The sequence below is a fragment of the Sedimentitalea arenosa genome, assembly GCF_016428585.1.
GTDB lineage: Bacteria > Pseudomonadota > Alphaproteobacteria > Rhodobacterales > Rhodobacteraceae > Sedimentitalea > Sedimentitalea arenosa.
This window is the reverse complement of record NZ_JAELVR010000010.1, coordinates 162,991-184,885: the sequence shown is the minus strand read 5'-3', so window position 1 is coordinate 184,885 and position 21,895 is coordinate 162,991. Positions and strand designations below refer to the sequence as shown.

General features: G+C 64.8%; 22 protein-coding genes. 17 read left to right on the top strand and 5 right to left on the bottom strand.

All coding sequences use genetic code 11. From position 1 onward, the window contains the following. Positions 1-140 precede the first annotated feature (140 nt). The 4 genes from JF290_RS15235 to JF290_RS15220 all read left to right on the top strand — a co-directional run bounded on the left by JF290_RS15235 (position 141) and on the right by JF290_RS15220 (position 2,796). Complete coding sequence (locus JF290_RS15235) at positions 141-929, top strand: exodeoxyribonuclease III (RefSeq protein WP_199025747.1); 789 nt, start codon at positions 141-143, stop codon at positions 927-929. A gap of 101 nt (positions 930-1,030) precedes the next feature. Then, complete coding sequence (gene trxA / locus JF290_RS15230) at positions 1,031-1,945, top strand: thioredoxin (protein WP_199025746.1); 915 nt, start codon at positions 1,031-1,033, stop codon at positions 1,943-1,945. A 27-nt stretch (positions 1,946-1,972) separates the two neighbouring features. Then, positions 1,973-2,614 carry an LON peptidase substrate-binding domain-containing protein gene (locus tag JF290_RS15225; protein WP_199025745.1) on the top strand — a complete coding sequence of 214 codons (642 nt, stop codon included), beginning with the start codon at positions 1,973-1,975 and terminating at the stop codon, positions 2,612-2,614. Beyond that, entirely contained in the window at positions 2,611-2,796 is a 186-nt protein-coding gene (locus JF290_RS15220; protein WP_328701268.1) for a Trm112 family protein, read from the top strand. The genes JF290_RS15225 and JF290_RS15220 overlap by 4 nt, the downstream gene beginning before the upstream one ends. Before the next feature lie 2 nt (positions 2,797-2,798). On the opposite strand, the gene JF290_RS15215 is transcribed toward JF290_RS15220, so the two are convergent. Beyond that, a complete protein-coding gene (locus JF290_RS15215; protein ID WP_199025744.1) occupies positions 2,799-4,025 on the bottom strand; it encodes an FAD-dependent monooxygenase in 1,227 nt (408 codons plus the stop codon). An 84-nt stretch (positions 4,026-4,109) separates the two neighbouring features. On the opposite strand from JF290_RS15215, the gene JF290_RS15210 reads away from it, so the two are divergent. From JF290_RS15210 to JF290_RS15195, 4 genes are all read left to right on the top strand, one after another. After that, on the top strand, positions 4,110-5,438 hold the full coding sequence (locus JF290_RS15210; protein WP_199025743.1) for an amidase: 1,329 nt from the start codon (positions 4,110-4,112) through the stop codon (positions 5,436-5,438). 107 nt (positions 5,439-5,545) lie between these two features. Beyond that, positions 5,546-6,727: an aminotransferase class I/II-fold pyridoxal phosphate-dependent enzyme gene (locus JF290_RS15205; RefSeq protein WP_199025742.1), complete on the top strand. Its 1,182-nt coding sequence runs from the start codon at positions 5,546-5,548 to the stop codon at positions 6,725-6,727. A 12-nt stretch (positions 6,728-6,739) separates the two neighbouring features. Next, positions 6,740-9,598: a DNA translocase FtsK gene (locus tag JF290_RS15200; RefSeq protein ID WP_199025741.1), complete on the top strand. Its 2,859-nt coding sequence runs from the start codon at positions 6,740-6,742 to the stop codon at positions 9,596-9,598. Between the two features lie 41 nt (positions 9,599-9,639). After that, a complete protein-coding gene (locus JF290_RS15195; protein ID WP_199025740.1) occupies positions 9,640-10,239 on the top strand; it encodes a LolA family protein in 600 nt (199 codons plus the stop codon). 6 nt (positions 10,240-10,245) lie between these two features. Here the strand turns inward: JF290_RS15195 and JF290_RS15190 are convergent, their stop codons facing one another. Then, entirely contained in the window at positions 10,246-10,830 is a 585-nt protein-coding gene (locus tag JF290_RS15190) for a transglycosylase SLT domain-containing protein (RefSeq protein WP_199025739.1), read from the bottom strand. Positions 10,831-11,043: 213 nt separating this feature from the next. Between JF290_RS15190 and hspQ the strand changes: the two genes are divergently transcribed. Beyond that, positions 11,044-11,370: a heat shock protein HspQ gene (gene hspQ / locus JF290_RS15185; RefSeq protein ID WP_199025738.1), complete on the top strand. Its 327-nt coding sequence runs from the start codon at positions 11,044-11,046 to the stop codon at positions 11,368-11,370. 34 nt (positions 11,371-11,404) lie between these two features. On the opposite strand, the gene JF290_RS15180 is transcribed toward hspQ, so the two are convergent. The 3 genes from JF290_RS15180 to JF290_RS15170 all read right to left on the bottom strand — a co-directional run bounded on the left by JF290_RS15180 (position 11,405) and on the right by JF290_RS15170 (position 14,267). Next, on the bottom strand, positions 11,405-12,982 hold the full coding sequence (locus tag JF290_RS15180; RefSeq protein ID WP_199025737.1) for a gamma-glutamyltransferase family protein: 1,578 nt from the start codon (positions 12,980-12,982) through the stop codon (positions 11,405-11,407). A gap of 458 nt (positions 12,983-13,440) precedes the next feature. Continuing rightward, positions 13,441-13,887: an ATP-binding protein gene (locus JF290_RS15175; protein ID WP_328701267.1), complete on the bottom strand. Its 447-nt coding sequence runs from the start codon at positions 13,885-13,887 to the stop codon at positions 13,441-13,443. 41 nt (positions 13,888-13,928) lie between these two features. Continuing rightward, entirely contained in the window at positions 13,929-14,267 is a 339-nt protein-coding gene (locus JF290_RS15170; RefSeq protein WP_199025736.1) for an STAS domain-containing protein, read from the bottom strand. Between the two features lie 94 nt (positions 14,268-14,361). Here JF290_RS15170 and JF290_RS15165 point away from each other — a divergent pair, with 94 nt between their 5' ends. The 8 genes from JF290_RS15165 (at position 14,362) to JF290_RS15130 (ending at position 21,809) form a co-directional block, all read left to right on the top strand. Then, positions 14,362-15,534, top strand: a complete 1,173-nt coding sequence (locus tag JF290_RS15165) for a thiolase family protein (RefSeq protein ID WP_199025735.1) — start codon at positions 14,362-14,364, stop codon at positions 15,532-15,534. A 97-nt stretch (positions 15,535-15,631) separates the two neighbouring features. After that, positions 15,632-16,204, top strand: coding sequence for a helix-turn-helix domain-containing protein (locus tag JF290_RS15160; RefSeq protein WP_199025734.1), 573 nt, complete (start codon positions 15,632-15,634; stop codon positions 16,202-16,204). A 4-nt stretch (positions 16,205-16,208) separates the two neighbouring features. Beyond that, complete coding sequence (locus tag JF290_RS15155) at positions 16,209-16,832, top strand: LysE family translocator (protein ID WP_199025733.1); 624 nt, start codon at positions 16,209-16,211, stop codon at positions 16,830-16,832. Next, a complete protein-coding gene (locus JF290_RS15150) occupies positions 16,832-17,209 on the top strand; it encodes a GFA family protein (protein ID WP_199025732.1) in 378 nt (125 codons plus the stop codon). Before JF290_RS15155 ends, JF290_RS15150 begins: the two co-directional genes overlap by 1 nt. Next, positions 17,209-17,835, top strand: a complete 627-nt coding sequence (locus tag JF290_RS15145) for a LysE family translocator (RefSeq protein WP_199025731.1) — start codon at positions 17,209-17,211, stop codon at positions 17,833-17,835. The genes JF290_RS15150 and JF290_RS15145 overlap by 1 nt, the downstream gene beginning before the upstream one ends. 10 nt (positions 17,836-17,845) lie before the next feature. Beyond that, the gene (locus JF290_RS15140; protein WP_199025730.1) at positions 17,846-20,287 is read left to right on the top strand and encodes a GcvT family protein; all 2,442 of its coding nucleotides are present in this window, start codon (positions 17,846-17,848) and stop codon (positions 20,285-20,287) included. Beyond that, positions 20,284-20,919, top strand: coding sequence for a LysE family translocator (locus tag JF290_RS15135; RefSeq protein WP_199025729.1), 636 nt, complete (start codon positions 20,284-20,286; stop codon positions 20,917-20,919). The genes JF290_RS15140 and JF290_RS15135 overlap by 4 nt, the downstream gene beginning before the upstream one ends. Then, positions 20,916-21,809, top strand: a complete 894-nt coding sequence (locus JF290_RS15130; protein WP_199025728.1) for a homocysteine S-methyltransferase family protein — start codon at positions 20,916-20,918, stop codon at positions 21,807-21,809. The genes JF290_RS15135 and JF290_RS15130 overlap by 4 nt, the downstream gene beginning before the upstream one ends. Positions 21,810-21,895 lie beyond the last annotated feature (86 nt).

Here is a 21,895-nt window from a genome sequence, read left to right as displayed (position 1 = left end):
TATGTCCGGGTCATGACATACACCTCCCTGTTGGACTGGACCGGGCCATTGTGCCCGGTCTTTTTTTGTATGAGCGTCGGGTTGAGGCCGCGCCGGGGCGCAGATAGGTTTGTGCGATCTCAAATCGGAGCCATACGCGCATGACCTTTTCCCTTGCCACCTGGAACATCAATTCCGTGCGGCTGCGCGAACCCATCGTGCTGAAACTGTTGCAGGAAGAGGCGCCGGACGTGCTCTGCCTGCAGGAGTGCAAGTCGCCGGTCGAGAAGATTCCGACCGAAGGATTCGCCGCGCTTGGCTACCGGCATATGATCGCGCGCGGGCAGAAGGGCTACAATGGCGTCGCGATACTGTCGCGGCTGCCGATCACCGAGGTCGGATCGGAGGATTTCGCCGGGCTCGGCCATGCGCGCCACATCGCCGGGCAGCTCGAGAATGGAGTCACCATTCACAATTTCTACGTTCCGGCGGGCGGCGATGTGCCCGACCGCGAGGCGAACGAGAAATTTGGCCAGAAGCTCGACTATCTCACTGCGATGCGCGACCGGTTCCATGGTGAGCGGCCGGAAAAGGCGATTCTGGTGGGCGACCTGAACATCGCGCCGCGAGAAGATGACGTTTGGAGTCACAAGCAACTCCTGAAGGTGGTGAGCCACACGCCCATCGAGGTCGAGCACCTCGCCGAAACGCAGGACGCGGGCGGCTGGGTCGATGTCACCCGGCAGGACATCCCCGAGGGACCGCTTTACAGCTGGTGGTCCTACCGGGCACGTGATTGGTCGGCGGCTGACAAGGGCCGCCGACTGGATCATGTCTGGGCGACACCCGACATCTCGGGCGCGGCGCATTCCAGCCGGGTATTGCGCGACGCGCGCGGCTGGGAAAAACCCAGCGACCACGCCCCTGTGCTGGCCACGTTCGATCTGTGAGCCGCAGTTGCGGAACGAATATCGGGCGCAGGTTTCCTGCCCCCTTGGTTTCTCGGGCCACAGCTTTCATATAGAAGGCCAAGCTCGAAGGAGAGATGAAAATGATTGAACTGTCGACCGGCGCCGAGACACCCGCGGACCTGATCAAGGACACAACCGAAGCAACGTTCATGGCCGATGTGGTCGAGGCGTCCCAGGCGACCCCGATCATCGTCGATTTCTGGGCGCCCTGGTGCGGTCCCTGCAAGACTCTGGGCCCGATGCTGGAGCAGGCCGTGACGGCGGCAAAGGGTGCGGTCAAGATGGTCAAGGTCAACGTGGACCAGGCCCAGACGATTGCAGGCCAGTTGCAGATCCAGTCGATTCCGACGGTCTATGCCTTCCACAAGGGCCAACCCATTGACGGCTTTCAGGGCGCGCTGCCCGCTTCCGAGGTCAAGGCGTTCATCGATCGGGTGATCGCTGCCGCCGGTGGCGAATCGCCGACCGACACGTTGAATGACGCCGTCGCGGCGGCCGAAGAGATGCTGACGGACGGTGCCGCTGTCGATGCGGCCCAGACCTTCGCAGCGATCCTCGCCGAAGACCCCAACCATGCCGGCGCCTATGGCGGTCTGGTGCGGGCCCATATCGCGATGGATGATCTCGACCAGGCCGAAGCGATCCTCAATGGTGCCCCGGCCGAGATTTCCAGTAGCGCCGAACTGGAAGCGGCGCATGCGCAGCTGGAACTGGCGCGACAGGCGGCTGACGCTGGCCCGGTGGCCGACCTGATGGCCGCTGTCGAGGCCGACCCCTCCGATCTTCAGGCCCGGTTCGATCTCGCGCTGGCGCTGCATGCTTCGGGAAAGGTGCAGGAGGCTGTCGACCAGTTGCTGGAGATTTTCAGCCGCGACCGCGAATGGAATGACGGCGCCGCCAAGGCGCAGCTGTTCACCATTTTCGATGCTCTCAAGCCCAACGATCCGGTGGTTCTGAACGGACGGCGAAAACTGTCTTCGATGATATTTGCCTAACGCGATATCAGGGCTAGACTTAGTCCAATGATAAAAGCCGCCGACCTGCCCGACACGATCGCCGTGTTTCCGTTGCCTGGGGCACTGTTGCTGCCACGGTCCCGGTTGCCCTTGCACCTGTTTGAACCGCGATACCTGCAGATGCTGGAGGATGCGCTCAAGACCCCGCAGCGGGTGATTGGGATGGTCCAGCCCAACCCCTATCCGGGGCGAGAGACGGCACTGCATACGATCGGGTGCGCTGGTCGCGTCACCCAGTTCTCGGAAACCGAAGACGGGCGCTACATGATCACGCTGGCTGGCATATCGCGGTTTCGCATCTTGAAAGAGGTCGAGGGTTTTACCCCCTATCGTCGCTGCGAAGTCAGCTGGGAGGGGTTCTCGCGTGACTTGGGTCGGACCGAGCGGGATCCCCAATTCGACCGTGACTCCTTCCTGAACCTGCTCGACCGGTTCTTCTCGGCCCGCGACCTGTCGACCGATTGGGATTCGATCAAGGATGCCGATGACGAGCTTCTGATCAATTCGCTGTCGATGCTTCTGGACTTCGATCCCGAGGACAAGCAGGCGCTACTCGAAGCGCCCTCGCTGACGACGCGTCGCGAGACCCTTGTCACCCTGATCGAGTTCGCGCTGCGCGGCGGGGCCAGCGAGGAAATTCTGCAGTGAATACCGACACACCCGAGTTCGACCGCCGCATGCTCGAGGCGCTGGTCTGCCCGCAAACCCAGCGGACGCTGGAATACGATGCGGACAAACAGGAATTGATCTCGCGGTCGGCAAACCTCGCCTTTCCGATCCGCGATGGCATCCCGGTGATGTTGATCGACGAGGCGCGCGTGCTCGAGTGATCTCAGATCTGGCGGCCCTGCATCAATCGGGGCAGATCGCCGGTCAGGCCCGCGGCTTCGCGGATGAAGCCGCGCCGCGCACCCGGCCACGCGTTGACGAGGCCCAACCCCAGATCACGCCCCGCGCGCAAGAGTGGATTGTCGTTGGAAAACAGCCGATTGAACGCATCTGTCGCCAGTGCCAGCGTGGTGGTGTCGAACCGGCGCCATTGCTGATACCGCTCCAGAACCTGGATGGCTCCGATATCTTCGCCTCGCCGCGATGCGAGCGTCAGCACTTCGGCCAGAGCGGCCACGTCGCGCAAGCCGGCATTCAGCCCCTGCCCCGCGATCGGATGAACGCCATGCGCCGCGTCACCGACCAACGCCAGCCGGGGCGCGATGAAGCTGTTGGCGATCGTCAGATTCAACGGATAGACAAAACGCTGGCCTGCCAATGTCAGCCTGCCGAGGAAATCGCCGAAACGCGGATGCAGTTCAGCCATGTAACCCGCGTCATCCAGCGCGTTGATTCGTTTCGCCTCGGCGCTGCGTTCGCTCCAGACGATCGAACTGCGGTTCCCGGTCAGTGGCAGGATCGCCAGTGGACCGGCTGGCATGAAGAACTGGTGCGCGATGCCGTGATGCGGTTTCTCGTGCTCGAGCGCGCAGACCAGCGCGGTCTGGTCATAGCCCCATCCGGTGCGCTTGATTCCGGCGCGCGTCGCGGTGCCGCTCTGCCTGCCGTCAGAGCCCACCAGAAGGCGGCCCGACACTTCCCGCCCATCGGCGAGCGTGACCGACGCGACCCCGGCCCCGGTTTCCTGTGCGACGACACGCTGCCCGTCGACAAGGGTGATCCTGGGGTTCTCTGCCATGGCGTTCAGGAAGGCGCGGCGCAGGTGCCGGTCCTCGACCATGTAGCCCATCGGGCCTTCCTCGATCTCGGCGTGATCGAAATGCAGGAAGAACGGTGAGGGACCGCGCCCGGCATGACCGTCTGTCACCTTGATCTCCAGCATCGGTTGGGCGTGATCTTCGACCGCCTCCCAAAGGCCGACCGCTGCCAGCAGCCGTTGCGAGGCCAGCGCCAGCGCGTATGCGCGACCGTCGAAGCCGGCGTCAGCGCGGGTCTCGGAGGGCAGGGCATCGATCACGGTAACGGGCTGGCCGGTCTGGGCCAGGGCAAGGGCCAGCGCTGGCCCGTTCAGCCCGCCGCCCACGATCAGGATATCGCTTGGTGTCGTCATGACCTGCACTATGGGGCGCGGCGCGGGATTGTCCATGCGCGGTGCTGTCGCTAGGCTCGCGCCGAACGCAATTCGGGGGGCGACATGCAGGATTGGCTGAACAGCACGGCGAGCGATCTGGGACGGGGAATCGCCGAGGGCGAGATCGACCCCGTCGCCCTGACCGAAACCTATCTCTCCGCGATCGATTCCCATCCCCTGCGGGACCGGATCTATGCCCGCATCACTGCGGACCGCGCCCTCGCCGAGGCGCAGGCCGCGCGGGCGCGGGCGCAGGCCGGGCGCCGCTTGTCGCTGCTCGACGGGGTCCCGATCAGCTGGAAGGATCTGTTCGACAGCGCCGGTGTCGCCACCGAAGCGGGCTCGAAATTGCTCAAGGACCGGGTACCCGGCCGCGATGCCAAGGTTCTGCGCAATGCCACCGCGATGGGAGCGGTCTGTCTGGGCAAGACGCATATGAGCGAACTGGCGTTCTCGGGCCTCGGCCTGAACCCCTCGACCGCGACGCCGCCCTGCATAAACGATGCAGAGGCGGTTCCGGGAGGTTCGTCGTCGGGCGCGGCCGCCTCGGTTGCCTTCGGGCTGGCCGCTTGCGGCATCGGCTCGGACACCGGTGGGTCGGTGCGAATTCCTGCTGCGTGGAACGACCTTGTCGGCCTGAAGACGACCGCCGGGCGCGTCAGCCTCGATGGGGTGGTGCCGTTGTGCCTTGAGTTCGACACCATCGGCCCGCTCACCCGCTCGGTCGGGGATGCGGCGCAGATGTTGGCGATGCTGGAAGGCGGGCGCGCGCCTGATCTGCGCGGCACGGCACTCGCGGGTCGTCGCTTCGCCGTTCTGCGCACCGTTGCGCACGACAATGTGCGCGATGCCCCCGGCGCGGCGTTCGAGGCCGCCGTTGCGCGATTGGCGGATGCGGGTGCCGTGATCGAACCGCTAGACGTCCCGGAACTGGCCGAGGTCATGCCCCTGAGCGGCGTGCTCTACACCGCCGAGGCCTATGGTCTCTGGCGCGATGTGATCGAGGCCAATCCCGACCTGATGTATGCGCAGGTCCGCGAGCGGTTTCGGCAGGGTGCGCAATTCTCTGGCCCGGATTATGTCGCCGCATGGGCGCGACTGCGCGCCGCGCGCAAGGCCTGGGCGCGGGCCACCGCGGGCTTTGACGCTGTGCTTTGCCCGACCGCGCCGAACCTGCCGCCCAATGTCGAACGGCTGGCGAGCGACAGCGAGTACTACGTGACGGAGAACCTGCTGACGCTGCGCAACACGCGAATCGGCAACCTCATGGGTCTTTGCGCGTTGACCCTGCCCACCGGAACGCCAAGCTGTGGCATCTGCCTGATGGGCGCGCCCTTTTCCGAGGAGGCGCTTCTGCGCGTCGGAGCCGCCGCCGAAGCCGCATTGGCCTGAAAGCCACAAGTGCCGGGCGTTAACCCTCAAACTCTGGACGGGTGCGCCTGGCATCTGTAACCTGCTGTCAAACGGGGCGAAAACGACCCCGACCTTGAGGCAGCACAATGAATTTACCCGAGCGGTTTTCGAACCTACCGGAATACGCGTTTCCGCGCCTGCGGGCGCTGCTGGACGTTCACGCGCCCGGCGGTGATATCGTGCACATGACCATCGGCGAACCGAAACACGAGTTTCCCCAATGGGTTACGGACGTGATCGTCGAGAACGCGGCAGGCTTCAATTCCTATCCGCAGAACGAAGGCACGGACGCCCTGCGCGGGGCCATCGCCGACTGGGTCCGTCGCCGCTATGGCGTCGCGCTGGATCCGGCGACACAGGTCATGGCGCTGAACGGGACGCGCGAGGGACTGTACAACGCCGCGATGGCGCTCTGCCCCGAGCGGAAATCCGGCGGACAGCCGGTGATCCTGACGCCCAATCCGTTCTACCAGGTCTACATGGTCGCGGCGCTGTCGGTCGGGGCCGAACCGATCTTCGTGCCGGCGACGGCGTCCACAGGGCATCTGCCCGACTATGCCAGCGTCGGTCCCGAGGTCCTGAACCGAACTGCCATCGTCTATGTCTGCTCGCCCGCGAACCCGCAGGGCGCAGTGGCCGATCGCGACTATTGGGCCGGCCTGATTTCGCTGGCCGAGCAGTATGATTTCCGCATCTTCGCGGATGAGTGCTACTCCGAGATCTACCGCGACACCCCGCCAACGGGCGCGCTGGAAGTGGCGCGCGACATGGGCGCCGACCCGGAGCGGGTGACGATCTTTCACTCGCTCTCCAAGCGGTCCAACCTGCCGGGCCTGCGCTCGGGCTTCGTGGCGGGCGGGCCGGTCACGATTCGAGAACTCAGGCAGCTGCGCAACTATTCCGGCGCACCGTTGCCGGGTCCGTTGCAGGCCGCCGCCGCCGCCGTCTGGGCAGACGAGGCGCATGTCGAGCAGAACCGCGCGCTCTATCGCGAGAAATACGCCATCGCGGACGAGGTGTTCGAAGCGGTGCAAGGCTATCAGCCGCCGGAAGCGGGGTTCTTCCTCTGGCTGCCGGTGGATGACGGTGAGGCGGCAACGTTGAAACTGTGGCAGGAGACCGGTGTGCGGGTCCTGCCGGGCGCCTATTTGGCGCAGGGCAAAGCTGGGCAGAACCCCGGCGAAGGATACATACGGGCCGCCATGGTGGCCCCAAAGGCAGAGATGCAGGGCGGGCTGATCAAGCTGCGCGACTGCTTGTACAGGTAGGCGAGGACGGGCATGGCATATCATTCACGCAGCCGGGATCCATTTCTGGACAGCAACATGCAGGCGGCGATCGAACGGCGCGGCAAGGAACTGATCGGGATCGTGCTGATCTGCCTGGGGCTCGCCGCTGCGGCGATGATCGGCTCCTACACGCCGGATGATCCAAACTGGATGGTCTCGACCGACGCGCCGGTACAGAATTGGATGGGTCGCATCGGGGCGTCGCTGGCCGCGCCGCTGTTCATGATCGTCGGCTGGGGCAGCTGGGGCATCGCTCTGGTGCTGGTCGCCTGGGGTTTGCGGTTCGCGCTGCATCGGGGCGAGGACCGTGCGCTGGGTCGGCTGATCTTCGCCCCGATCGCCATCGCCATCGCCTCGATCTATGCCGCGTCGCTGGTGCCGGGAGCGGAATGGAAGGCGACGCACAGCTTCGGTCTTGGCGGGCTGTTCGGCGACACGGTGATGGGCGCGTTGCTGACCGTTCTGCCGATTGGCTCGCACGTTGCGCTCAAGCTGCTTTCGCTGCTGGCTGCGCTCTTGATGCTTGCGTCTGCCGCTTATGTTCTGGGCTTCACCAAGGCCGAGCTTGCGCGCGGTGCGCGGCTGCTGATGATCGGCGTGGTGATGAGCTATGATGCCCTGATGTCACTTCTGGGGCGCGGCGCGAGTTCGGCCTTCGCCGCAGCGCGCGCGCGGAAGGAACAGATGTCCGAGCGTCGCGCCGCGACGCGCTTGGCGCGCGAAGAAACCGGTTGCGATGACGAGGTGGTCTATCAGGAGGCCGCCGTTTCGCACCCGGAGGAGTATGGCGCGTCCGACCGCTTCGCGCCCGATGAGGTTGAGCCGCGCGGAAGCTTCCTGTCGCGAATGCCCTCCCTGATCCGCCGGGCCGAACCGATGCCCCAGCCTGAATTGATCGACCCGGACGATGTCGAGGGCTATGACGACATGCCCGGAGACGACCGGATTCGCGCCCGGATCGCTGACGCCGTCCGCGCACGCCTGCGCCCGGACGACCCCGTGCCGGACCCCAGCCGTCCGCTGACCAAGGGGCGCGGACGCGGACCCGATCCGCTGGTTCTGGACACGTCCGGCCTGCGTCGCGAACCGCCGCTGACGGCGGCACATGCAGATCACACCGATTTCTCCGATCCTTTCGACCATGTCGGGATGGATGAGGACGACGATGCGCCGCTCGACGAAGCGCTGCCGTTGGAGGCGCCCGAGTCCGAGGCGATGAGCGTGCCCATCGCCGAGCCGCGCAAGGTGGTTCAGAACGCACCGCGCAAGGCACCCGCGCCGTCGCGCCGCGCCGCTGCCGAGGAGCAGCCCGCCCTGGCGTTCGAGGACACCGGCACCGCGTTCGAGCTTCCGCCGCTCAGCCTGCTGACCAGCCCCTCGACCGTGCAGCGCCACCACCTGAGCGACGAGGCCCTGGAAGAGAACGCGCGGATGCTGGAAAACGTGCTGGACGACTACGGCATCAAGGGCGAGATCGTCTCGGTCCGTCCCGGCCCCGTTGTCACCATGTATGAACTGGAACCCGCGCCGGGTCTCAAGGCGAGCCGGGTGATCGGCCTTGCCGACGATATCGCGCGCTCGATGATGGCCCTGTCGGCACGCGTCTCGACCGTTCCTGGGCGCTCGGTGATCGGCATCGAACTGCCGAACGAGAATCGCGAGAAGGTGGTTTTGCGAGAGATCCTCGCCAGCCGTGATTTCGGCGACACCAACCAGAGCCTGCCGCTGGCGCTTGGCAAGAATATCGGCGGGGACAGCATCGTCGCCAACCTCGCCAAGATGCCCCACCTGCTGATCGCGGGAACCACCGGTTCGGGCAAATCGGTCGCCATCAACACCATGATCCTGAGCCTGCTCTACAAGCTGACGCCCGAGGAATGCCGCCTGATCATGATCGACCCCAAGATGCTGGAACTGTCGGTCTATGACGGCATTCCGCATCTGCTGTCCCCTGTCGTGACCGACCCGAAAAAGGCGGTCGTCGCGCTGAAATGGGTCGTGGGTGAAATGGAGGATCGCTATCGCAAGATGTCCAAGATGGGCGTGCGCAACATCGAAGGCTACAACGGCCGTGTGCGCGAGGCGCTGTCCAAGGGCGAGATGTTCAGCCGCACGGTGCAGACCGGGTTTGACGACGAAACCGGCGATCCGATCTTCGAGACCGAGGAATTCGCGCCCGAGGCGATGCCCTTCATCGTGGTGATCGTCGACGAGATGGCCGACCTGATGATGGTCGCCGGCAAGGAGATCGAGGCCTGCATCCAGCGACTCGCGCAAATGGCGCGGGCCTCGGGCATCCACCTCATCATGGCGACGCAACGTCCGTCGGTCGATGTCATCACCGGCACGATCAAGGCCAACTTCCCGACCCGGATCAGCTTCCAGGTCACGTCCAAGATCGACAGTCGCACGATCCTGGGCGAAATGGGGGCCGAACAGCTTCTGGGCATGGGCGACATGCTCTACATGGCTGGCGGCGCAAAAATCACCCGCTGCCACGGGCCGTTCGTGTCGGATGAAGAGGTCGAAGAGGTGGTGAACCACCTCAAGGCATTCGGGCCGCCCGAATACATGAGCGGCGTGGTCGAAGGTCCCGACGAGGACAAGGAAAGCAATATCGACCTGGTTCTGGGGCTCGGCGGCAACACCGACGGCGAGGATGCGCTCTACGACACGGCGGTGCAGATCGTCATCAAGGACCGCAAGTGCTCAACCAGCTATATCCAGCGCAAGCTGGCCATCGGCTACAACAAGGCCGCGCGGCTCGTCGAACAAATGGAGGAGGAAGGGTTGGTCTCTCCCGCCAACCATGTCGGCAAGCGCGAGATCCTGGTGCCTGAACCGCAATGACGGCGGCTTCCATTCGCCGCCGGATCGCGTATCTAAAGGGCATGAAACACGCTCTGCTCGCCCTTGTCCTGTCGCTGGCGGCCACCATGGCCGCAGCGCAATCCAAACAGCCGCTCTCGGCGATCTCGGCCTATCTGAACGGGCTGACCACCGTCACCGCACCCTTCACCCAGTTCAACGATGACGGTTCGCGCTCGACCGGCACGCTCTATGTGCATCGTCCCGGGAGGATGCGGTTCCAGTATGACGGGCCGGACGCGCCCGTGGTGATCGCGGGTAACGGCGCCGTGGTGATCGAGGACCCGAAATCCAACCAGCCGCCGGAAAGCTATCCACTGAGCCGTACGCCGCTGTCCATCCTGCTGGCCCGTCGCGTCGATCTGGGCCGCGCCAACATGGTGGTCGGACACGACGCACGTGGTGGAATGACCGTGGTCACGGCACAGGACCCCGAGCGACCCGAACAGGGCCGGATCGACCTCATGTTCGGTGGGTCGCCGCTGGCCTTGCGCGAATGGATCGTTCACGACGAGACCGGCGGTCAGACCCGCGTGGTGCTGGGCGACCTGACGACCGGCGGCGCGCTCGCAAACTCGCTGTTCCGGCCGCCCAACACGTCAGGCAACCTCAACGAGCGCTGAAACGGGTCAGCGCGCGGCGCGGCAACTCGACAGCTGCGCCGCGTAGAGATTGGAGCGCGACTGCACGTCATCCGCGACCCGGACCAGCCAACTCTTGCTGTTGTAGGTGCCGCGGGCATAGCCCGTGTTGCCCTCGTGATAGGCCAGGTACTGATTGCGCGCGTCCGTCAGGGGGATGCCGTTCTTCTCGCGGCTCTTGTTCATGTACCAGCCCATGAAATCGGTCGCGTCGCGGATCCGGTCGCGTTTGGCGCTCCGGCGTCCGGTTTCGGCGCGGTAATCGTCCCAGGTCCCGTCCAGCGCCTGGCTGTACCCATAGGCGCTGCTTTGCCGGCCCATCGGGATCACGCCGAGCGCAAACCGATAGGGCGTACGCGCATCGCCGCGGAACCGGCTTTCCTGATAAATCGTGGCCATTTGCACATGCACCGGCACGCCCCAGCGGCGTTCGGTTGCCTTGAAGGCCTTCATGTATTTCGGGCGCTGTTCCGCGATGCTGCAAGCATCGTTCAGGTTGCGTGGCGGGCTGGAATAGCCGCCACAGGATGCCACGAACAGCACCAGGAACATTGCGCGAAGCTTTCTGCTCATCTGCCTCATGCCTTTTTTTGAAAAGACTATCGCATTCGGGCGCGGGATGGAATGACATTCGCGCGACCCCCACGGCAGGCGGCGCGGCCCTGTGGGGGTGTGTGACGCACTGTCACACCGGCGTTCACAAACTGTTTCCACGATTTCCCGGCGCAATCGTTGGACATCCGATCCCGGAAACGGTTAATATCTTGCGCTAGGGGCTTAACCATTATGCTGAAAACGCGCGCAAAATACCATCTCGGACAGGTTGTCCGTCATCGCAAGCATCCGTTTCGCGGTGTGATTTTCGACGTGGACCCGGAATTCGCCAACACCGAGGAATGGTATCAGGCGATTCCGGAAGACAGCCGCCCTGCGCGTGAACAGCCCTACTATCATCTGCTGGCGGAAAACGATCAGTCCTATTACGTGGCTTACGTGTCCGAGCAGAACCTTGTCGCGGACTATTCGGGCGAACCGGTCGACCATCCCGACATCCCCGACATGTTCGGCCCGTTCCAGGACGGTGCCTATCCGCTGCATTTCCAGCTGAACTGACGCGGGCCGGAGCCCGCGCCATCCTGGTACCCTCTCAATAGCCCAGGGCGCAGCCGTCCTTGCGCGGGTCGCTCGCGCCGATCAGGATGCCCGACTCGTCGATCCGGATCGCCTGGGCGCCGCCGATGGCGGTGTCGGGGATCGATACGGCATGTCCCATGTCCGCCAGCTCTTGACGCACGTCGTCGCTGTATCCGCGTTCGACCTTCATGTCGCCCGCGTCCGAGAAGGAGCGCGGCGCGTCCAGTGCTGTCTGCCCGTCCATCCCGAAATCGGTCAGGTTGCTGACCACGCGCGCATGTCCGTTGGGCTGATAGGCCCCGCCCATCACTCCGAACGGCATGGTGACGCGGCCATTCTCGCGCAGCATCCCCGGAATGATCGTGTGCATCGGGCGCTTGCCGCCGCCCAGCTCGTTGGGGTGACCCTCGGCTATGGTGAAGCCTGCGCCGCGGGATTGGAACAGGATGCCGAACTTGTCTGTCGCGATGCCGGAGCCGAAGCCGTGGAACACCGAATAGATCAGCGATACGGCCATCCGGTCCTTGTCGACCACGGTGATATAGATCGTGTCCTTGTGCACCGACTCGGTCAGGGGCGCGGCGGCGGCCATCGCCTTCCTCGGGTCGATCAGGGCGGCGAGTTTCGCCGCCGTTTCGGGGGCGAGCATGTAGTCTGCGCGCGTCGTGTGATCGGCATCGGCGATGAAGCGGTTGCGTGCATCATAGGCCAGCTTGGCGGCCTCGGCCTCGATATGCGCGCGCTGCGCACCCAGCGGGTCCATGTCGGCAATGTCGAAATGCGACAGGATGTTGAGCATCAGGATCGCGGTCGCGCCCTGCCCGTTGGGCGGATGTTCGACCAGTTCGACCCCCTTGTAGCTGCCGCTGATCGGGGTCGTCGCCTCGCACGCCGTGTTGGCGAAATCCTCGAGAGTGTGGACGCCGCCGAGCCGGGTCAGCGTGTTCACCATGTCCTCGGCGACTTCGCCGGTATAGAAGGCGTCGCGGCCATGTTTGGCCACGCGGCGCAGGACTTCGGCCTGGCCGGGCACGCGGAAGATCTGCCCCGTGGCCGGCACCTTGCCGTTGACGAGGTAGACATCGCGCGCGCGGCTGTTGAGAACCGGGGCATCTTTTCCCCAATCGAACGCGACACGCGGTGCGACCGGAACGCCCTCCTCCGCATAGTGGATCGCGGGCGCCAGAAGGTCATCGATGCCCAGATTCCCGACGGTTTCCGACAGGGTGCAGAACGCATCCATCGCGCCGGGGATCGTCACCGCCGAGGGGCTGTCCTGGGCGATCGCCGTCAGGCCCCCGGCCCGCAAGGTGGCGGCGTCCGATGCGGCGGGGGCACGCCCCGAGCCGTTCATCGCGCGGACATCGTTGCTGCCCGCGGGTGAATAGAGCACGAAGCAATCGCCGCCGATTCCTGTCATCTGCGGTTCGCAGATGCCAAGCAGGACCGCGCCGGCGATGGCGGCGTCCATCGCGTTTCCTCCGCGCTTCAGAATGTCTATGGCGGTTTGTGCCGCAAGCGGGTGGGACGTGGCGCACATTCCGTTGGTGCTCAGAACCGCCGACCGTCCCGGGTGTTGAAAATCGCGCATCAGCTGTCTCCTCTTCAGTCGGGCGCACACTAGGCCGCGCTGCGGCCGTTGCCCAGAGGTGGAATTCAGGAAATCCGAGCGGGTCGGCTTGCCGATTGTTTTCGGTCGGCCGGACTATTGTTGCGGAGATGCGCGCCATCCCCTTGATGGCTCCGACCGGGTCGCGCGACAGTCAGGCAATGGGAAGTCCTCGGCGTCGCGCACTGGGTGGGGGCAAATTCGCGCGACGCCGAGGGAAGCTTGATGCAGCTACAATTCCTTTTTGCCGGGTCTTTCCGGCAGCAGTTTGAAGTGATTGAGGCTCTTTTGCGACGGGTGTCCCGTGGTGCAGGTCTATCCCGGAGTATGATGTGCCGCACGACCACCTTCTGAATGCACTGTCGTCGCACCTCCACTCGCAGCCCGCCAACTCCATTCCTGCTTCATCCAAACCGGCGCATGAAGAGGGCTCACCTTGGCTACGAACCTGGCGGTATCAGGTCGAAGGTCAGGCACAACCGGTTGCAACCCTCGGTGCGGGCATAGCTGATGTCGCGTGACAGGGTCCGGATCATGAACCAGCCAAAGCCACCCTCGGGCAGATCGTCCATCGGACCGGTGAGATCGGCCGGCTGGCCCTCGGGCAGCTCGCCGTCGGGCAGCGCCCGGCCCCAATCCTCGATCTGCAGAAGGAGATGCGGACCCTCGAACCGGGCGTTCAGGCGGATTTCTCCGGGCTCCATCCCGGCATAGGCGTGTTCAACGATATTGTTCACGGCCTCGGCCAGCACGATCTCGGCACCGCCCATCTGGTCCTCGGCCAGTCCCATGGCCACCAGGCGGTTCATGATCGTGCAGAGCGCCTCGCGCGCCGCAAATTCCTCTGCGACAAATACGTGCTCGAAGCTCTTGGGATTGTCGCTCACATCACCATGTCCTGCGCGGGGCCGAAGCCCCGATGCTTGGGTCAGCCGGCGTCGGCCGCCATGGCCTCGTCCAGCGAGGGGAACAGCTTGAACACACTGTCCATGCGCGTCAGGCGGAACACCTTGTCCACCGTTGGCGTCAGCCCGGCGAGATCCAGCCGACGGCCGGCCCCCAGCTGTTTCATCGCCGCGACGATCGCGCCGAGACCGCTGGAATCGATGAACTCGACACCGGACAGGTCGAGGATAACCCGGCCCGACCCATCGACCGTGTGTTCGCGCATCGCCTCCTTGAACTGGATCGCGATGGCGGCATCGATGCGGGGGCTGGTCACGGTCACGATCTGGCCACTGTCCATCGCCGTGGTTGTCAATGTCACCGGTCTGCTCCTTCTGCGGTGAATTTCAGCATCCGAAGCTAGACGGCAATCCTTACCATTCGGTATGCAGGCGCCAGACAAGGGAGAATGAACCATGAAACAGGTTGTCATAGCAGGCGCGTCCCGTACCCCGATGGGCGGGTTCCAGGGCGCGTTCGACGGGGTCGAGGCCGCAGATCTGGGCGGTCAGGCGATCAAGGCCGCGATGAAGGCGGCTGGTGTATCCACCGTCGACGAACTGCTGATGGGCTGCGTTCTGCCCGCAGGGCAGGGCCAGGCGCCGGCGCGGCAGGCGGGCTTTGCCGCCGGGCTGGGCGAAGAGGTGCCGGCAACGACGCTCAACAAGATGTGTGGCTCGGGCATGAAGGCGGCTATGATCGGCTATGATCAGATCGCGCTCGGCCAGACCGACGTCATGGCGGTTGGTGGCATGGAAAGCATGTCGCGTGCGCCATACCTGCTGCCCAAGATGCGCGGCGGGGCGCGAATCGGTCATGCGCAGGTGGTCGATCACATGTTCCTGGACGGGCTTGAGGATGCCTATGACAAGGGCCGCCTGATGGGCACCTTCGCCGAGGATTGCGCCGAGGCGTTCCAGTTCACGCGCGAGGCGCAGGATCAATACGCGCTGGCCTCGCTGTCGAACGCGCTCGACGCCGAACGCAGCGGTGCTTTCGCGGACGAGATCACGCCCGTCACAGTGCACGGGCGGTCGGGAGAGGCGCTCATCACCACTGATGAACAGCCGGGCAAGGCCCGGCCCGAGAAGATCCCGCTGCTGAAACCCGCGTTCCGCAAGGATGGCACCGTCACGGCCGCCAACTCCTCGTCTATTTCGGACGGGGCGGCGGCACTGATCCTCGCGTCGGCTGACGCTGCCGAACGTGACGGCCTGACCGTGCGCGCCCGCATTCTGGGCCACGCGAGCCACGCGCAGGCCCCGGCGCAGTTTCCGACGGCCCCTGTGCCGGCCGCGCGCAAGCTGCTGGACAAGCTCGGCTGGGACAAGGACGAAGTCGACCTGTGGGAGGTCAACGAGGCTTTCGCCGTGGTGCCGATGGCGTTCATGCACGAACTCGGCCTGCCGCGCGATATCGTCAACGTCAATGGCGGTGCCTGCGCATTGGGGCATCCGATCGGGGCGTCGGGGGCGCGCATCATGGTGACGCTGCTCAACGCACTGGAAAAGCGCGGGCTGAAGCGGGGCATCGCCGCGATCTGCATCGGCGGCGGCGAAGGTACCGCCATCGCCATCGAAAGGGACTGACACATCGAGGCGTGCAAAAGGGGTCGGTGAAATTTCTCTTGGATTTTTCACCGACTCGCCCCATCGTGAAATTCACAGGAAAAATTTCACGGACGCCATGTTGCAATCCGATCCGACCCAATGCGCCTCGCTGGGGGCCGATCTCAGGGCCCTGCGCAAGGCGCGGGGTCTGACCCTGATAGGCCTTGCCGAGGCGCTGGGACGGTCGGTCGGCTGGCTGAGCCAAGTCGAGCGTGACCTGTCCGAACCCTCGGTGACCGACCTTCGCCATATCGCCGCAGCTCTCGGTGTGCCGGTATCGATGTTGTTCAGCTCGCACGCCGTGCCCGCGGCGGAGGCGGGGTACATCGTCCGCCGGGGTGCGCGCCGCGCGATTGGAACCACCGCCGCCGGGCTGGTCGAGGAATTGCTGTCACCGGACCTGACCGACGATTTCGAGATGGTGCATTCGACCTTTGCGCCGCACAGCGCGATCGGGGAGACCGTGAGCCGCCCGACCCAGGAGGTTGGTGTGCTGATCTCGGGCACGCTCGACCTTGCCATCGGCGCGCGCGAATTCACCATCCACCCGGGCGACAGTTTCCGCATCCGGGGCGAGCCGTTCCGCTGGTCGAACCCCTATGACACCGAGGCTCTCGCGATCTGGGTGATCGCGCCCCCGGTCTATTGACGCGATGAGCTTTCAGGCCTGGACCATATTCGCGCTGTTCTGGGTGGTGTTCGTAACCACGCCGGGCCCAAACGCGGTCAATTGTATCAGCAATGGGATGAATCTGCCGTTTCCGCGCGCGATGATCGGCGTCCTCGCCATCCTGACTCAAGCAACCCTGTTCCTGTTGCTTTCGGCGGCAGGGGTCACGGCGCTGATCGCGGCCTCCCCGGCGGCGTTCCTCTGGCTCAAGCTTGCGGGGGCGGGGGTGTTGATCTGGCTCGGCATCCGGGGTTGGCGTCGCGCGGCCTTGCCGGTCAAGGTCGATGCGCGCCCGGCCCGCCACATCTATCTGCACGCTCTGGCCATTGCCACGATCAACCCGAAAAGCGTCGCTGGCTACCTTGCCGCCTTTTCGCAATTCGTGCAGCCGGACGTGCCGATCTCGGCGCAGATCTCTTTGATCCTGCCCACAGCGCTCACAATCACCGCGCTCAGCTACACCGGCTATACCCTATTGGGCGCGCTGATCGGAAAAGCCGCGCTCGGAGCCGTGTTCAACATCTGGGTGCGCCGCGGGATGGCCGCCTGTTTCATCGTCTACGGAATTCTGCTGGGAATCAGCAGCACACCCCAGGGGAGGGTCTGATGCTCAAGGGCAGTTGCAATTGCGGCGCGGTGCGCTTCACGGTCAAGGACGGGGGTCACAGCGTCACGGCCTGCCACTGCGGTCAATGCCGCAAGCAGTCCGGTCACCACTGGGCCTCGGGCTATGCGCCGGAACGCAACTTTCACATCGAAGGCAACCCGCGTTGGTATCACGCCAGCCCAACCGCCAAGCGCGGCTTCTGCGCCGTTTGCGGCAGTTTCCTGTTCTGGAAGGCGCATGACGAAAACGGCATGTCGTTTTCGCTCGGCGCGATAGATGGGCCAACTGGGTTGCGCCTGCAAAAGCACATCTTCACTGCTGACAAGGGCGACTACTACGACATCGCCGACGGTGTGACGCAGAAGGAGCAGGGCTGATGCTGCTGGACACGTTGCTCGCTTTCGATCCGGTGGTGCTGGCTGCTTTCATCGGCGCAGGACTGCTTCTGAACCTCACGCCGGGGTCGGATTTCCTGTATGTCTCGTCCAGCGGCATCACCGGCGGTCCGCGCATCGGAATGGCGGCGGCGGTCGGGATCAACATCGGCATCACGGTGCACGTTCTGGCCGCCGCTGCGGGCGTTTCGGCGATCCTTCTGGCCTATCCGGCAGCCTATCAGGCGATCAAGCTTCTGGGCGCGGGTTACCTGCTGTTTCTCGCCTGGTCGGCCTGGACCGCGCGCGATCTGCCGACAAAGGGCCGCGCCGCGCCCACCGCGTGGCACGCGTTGAAGCGGGGCGCCCTGCTGAACATTCTCAACCCCAAGACGGCGCTGTTCATCTTTGCTTTCATCCCGCAATTCACCGATCCGGCGGTTGGCCCGTTCTGGGTTCAGATCCTCATTCTGGGCACGATCTTCCTGCTCAACGGCTTCCTGTTCTCGCTGGCGCTGGGTGCGCTGGCCGGGGCGCTGGCCGACCCGCTGCGCGCGCATCTGCGCGCCTTCAACAAGTTGACCGCAATCCTGTTTGGCGGCTTGGCCGCCCGGCTCATCCTGGACTGAGGAGTGATCCATGACTGATTTCCCGACAACGGCCCGCGTGGTCATCATCGGCGGCGGCGCGGTAGGGGCCTCGGGTCTCTATCACCTTGCCAAGGCGGGCTGGACCGATTGCGTCCTGCTGGAAAAGAACGAACTGACCGCCGGATCGACCTGGCACGCGGCGGGCAACGTGCCGACCTTCTCGACCAGCTGGTCGATCATGAACATGCAGCGCTATTCGACCGAACTCTACCGCGGCCTTGCCGAAGCGGTCGACTACCCGATGAACTATCACGTCACCGGCTCGATCAGGCTCGCGCACAGCACCGAGCGGATGCAGGAATTCGAACGTGCCCGCGGCATGGGGCGCTATCAGGGGATGGACATCGACATGCTGTCGCCGAAAGAGGCGAAGGAGCGCTATCCTTTCCTGGAACTGCACGATCTCAAGGGCGCGCTCTATGATCCGAACGACGGCGACATCGACCCAAGCCAGCTGACACAGGCTCTGGCCAAGGGTGCGCGTGATCTCGGGGCGCGGATCGAACGGTTCTGCCCCGCCACCGGCGTCAGCCGTGAGAACGGCGAATGGATCGTGCACATCGACAAGGGCGATATCCGCTGCGAATATGTCGTCAACGCCGCCGGATATTATGCCCAGAAGGTCGGGGAATGGTTCAAACCCCACGGCGGGCGCACTGTGCCGATGATGGTGATGAGCCATCAATACATGCTGACGGACGAGATCCCCGAGATCGAGGCTTTCACCAAGGATCACGGCAAACTGCCGCTGCTGCGCGATGTCGACAGCTCCTACTACCTCAGGCAGGAAAAGACCGGCCTCAACCTCGGCCCGTACGAGCGCAACTGCAAAGCGCACTGGATCACGCCCGACGATCCCTTCCCCGAGGATTTCAGCTTCCAGCTCTATCCCAACGATCTGGAGCGGCTGGAATGGTATATCGAGGACGCCATGGCCCGGGTGCCGCTCTTGGGCCGTGCGGGTATCAACAAGGTCATCAATGGACCGATCCCCTATGCGCCCGACGGGTTGCCGTTGCTCGGGCCCATGCCCGGCGTGCCCAACGCGTTCGAAGCCTGCGTCTTCACCTTCGGCATTGCCCAGGCGGGGGGGGCAGGCAAGGTCCTTGCCGAATGGATCACCGAAGGCGCAACCGAATGGGACATGTGGGCCGTCGATCCGCGCCGCTACACCGACTACACCGATGCCGACTATTGCATCGCCAAGGGGATGGAGACCTATGGGCACGAATACGCCATGCACTTTCCCTGGCACGCCTGGCCCGCCGGGCGCGACAAGAAGCTCTCGCCAGTGCATGACAGAGTCAAGGCGCTGGGGGGGCAAATGGGGGCCTATAATGGTTGGGAACGCGCCAACTGGTTCGCGAAAGAGGGCGATGACACCTCCCTTGACGCCACCCACACCTGGAACCGAACCGGCCCGTGGGAGGCGCGCATCCGCGAGGAATGCGAGGCGGTGCGCGATGCGGTCGGCGTGCTCGACCTGCCGGGGTTTTCCCGTTTCAACCTGTCCGGCGACGGGGCGGCCGACTGGCTCGGAGCCCGCATCGCCGGGGTGTTGCCCAAGCCCGGCCGCCTCAACCTCGCCTATTTCGCCGACAATCGCGGCCGCATCCTCACCGAGATGAGCGTGCTGCGCCACGCCGAGGATCACTTCACCCTGATCACGGCGGCGACCGCGCAATGGCATGACATGGACGTGTTGCGCCCGGCGCGCGAGGCGGGACTGATCCTGACGGATCACACGGCGGAGTACTCCACCCTGATCGTGACGGGCCCGAAATCGCGCGACCTTTTCACGCAGATCGCCGAAGCCGACCTGACCCTGCCCTGGCTCTCGCACCAACCGGCCACGGTTGCGGGCAGACCGGCGGCGCTCGCACGAGTCTCTTTCGCGGGCGAGCTTGGCTGGGAAATCCACGCCGCCAATGCCGATATGCCTGCGATCTATGAGGCCGTTCTGGCGGCGGGCGCGAAACCCTTCGGCATGTGGGCGCTGAACTCCATGCGCATCGAAAAGGGCTATCGCGCCTGGAAGGGTGATCTCTCCACCGACTATTCGCTGCTGGAAGGCGGGCTCGACCGGTTCATCCGTTTCGACAAGCCGCAGGACTTCCCCGGCAAGGCGGCGCTGCTGCAGGAACGTCAGACCGGAGTCGCCAAACGCTTCGTCACCCTGATCGTCGATGCCGGTGCGGCGGATGCGCCTTACATGTCGACCCTCTGGCATGGCGGGCAGGTGGTGGGCGAAACCACCTCGGGCGCCTGGGGCTATCGCATCGATGCCTCGGTCGCCTTGGGTATGGTACGCGCCGATCTCGCGACCCCCGGCACCGAGCTTGAGGTCGAGATCTATGGCACCCGCCACGCGGCCATCGTGCAACCCGACCGCCCGCTCTGGGATCCGGACAACGAAAGACTGCGCGCATGACACTGGACAGCTATCTGCTCTATCTCGGCGTACTGGTCGCCTTTTTCGCAACACCACCCGACACCAGCCAGTTGCTGATCATGTCCAACTCCATGCGTCATGGTCTGCGCCGCAGCCTCGCGACGGTGGCCGGAGATCTGTCTGCGAACAGTCTTCAGATGACCGCCGCCGCCTTTGGACTGACGGCCCTCATCGCAACCTCGGCGGATGCGCTCTGGATCGTAAAGTGGCTCGGTGTCGCCTATCTCGCATGGATCGGCCTCTCGCTGCTCATATCCAAGGCTGCGCCGCCCGACACCGGAGCGGCGCCGAAGGCACGGTTGCGGGTGCTGTTCCGGCAAGGCTTCCTGACCTCCTCGGCCAACCCCTATGCCGTGGTGTTCTTCGGCGCGCTGTTCCCGCAATTCATCGATCCGGCCAGCCCGGTGCTGCCGCAACTCGCGCTTCTGGGCGCAACGTATCTCATCGTCGACGGGGCGACGCTCGTGCTCTGGGGATGGGCCGCCCAACGCACGCTGGGCCGGGTGCGCGCCATACAGGGCGTTTGGCTGAACCGGATATCCGGCCTTCTGATGATCGCTGCGGCGGCCTTGCTGGGCAGCCGCGATCTGGCGCAGGAGGCAGGACGATGACAGATATCACTCTCCTCGACGGTTCTATCGGGCAGGAACTCGTCAAACGCAGCGGCAACCGGGCGACGCCGCTCTGGTCGACCCGCGTAATGATCGACCAACCTGATCTCGTCGGTGCCGTGCATTCCGACTACTTTGCAGTCGGCGCCACCGTGGCCACGACCAACACCTACGCGGTGCACCGCAGCCGCCTCGTGCGCGTCGGCCTGGAGGACGAGGTTCCGGCCCTTCTCGACACCGCCATGGCCCAGGCCGAGATGGCCCGCGGCCGCTACGGCGGACGCATTGCCGGCTCGCTCGGGCCGCTGCTTGCGTCCTACCGCCCCGACCTGAACCCCGACCCGGACGAGGCGGCGCTGAAATTTGGCGAGTTGGTGCAACTCATGTGTCCGCGCGTCGATCTGTTCCTGATCGAATCCGTCTCCTCGGTACGCGAGGCCATCGGTGCTCTGCGCGCCACGCAGGACTGCGGCAAGCCGGTCTGGATCGCCCTCACCGTGCAGGATGACGACGGCACGAGGTTACGCTCCGGCGAACCCCTGACGGACCTTGCCGGGACACTCGAGCTCTACGCCCCCGAGGCGGTTCTGCTGAATTGTTCGCGGCCCGAGGCCGTGACTCAGGGCATGCCGACCTTGCCCGGTTTCGGCCGCCCCTTCGGCGGCTACGCAAACGGGTTCGAACGGATCTCGCAGGAATTCCTCAAGGACTCGCCCACGGTCGATGCCCTGAAACAGCGCGTCGATCTCAGCCCGTCAGCCTACGCGGATCACGCGATGGCGTGGGTCGAGTTGGGTGCCACCATCGTCGGCGGCTGCTGCGAGGTCGGTCCCGATCACATCGCCGAACTGGCCCGACGCCTGCGTGCCGCAGGCCATCGGATCGTGTGAATTGAAGCGTGGTTCTGGTTTCATGTTCCCAGGGGAGCCGGGGCAACGCCCCGGCCGGTCGGACGCGTCAGTGTTCGAAACAACAA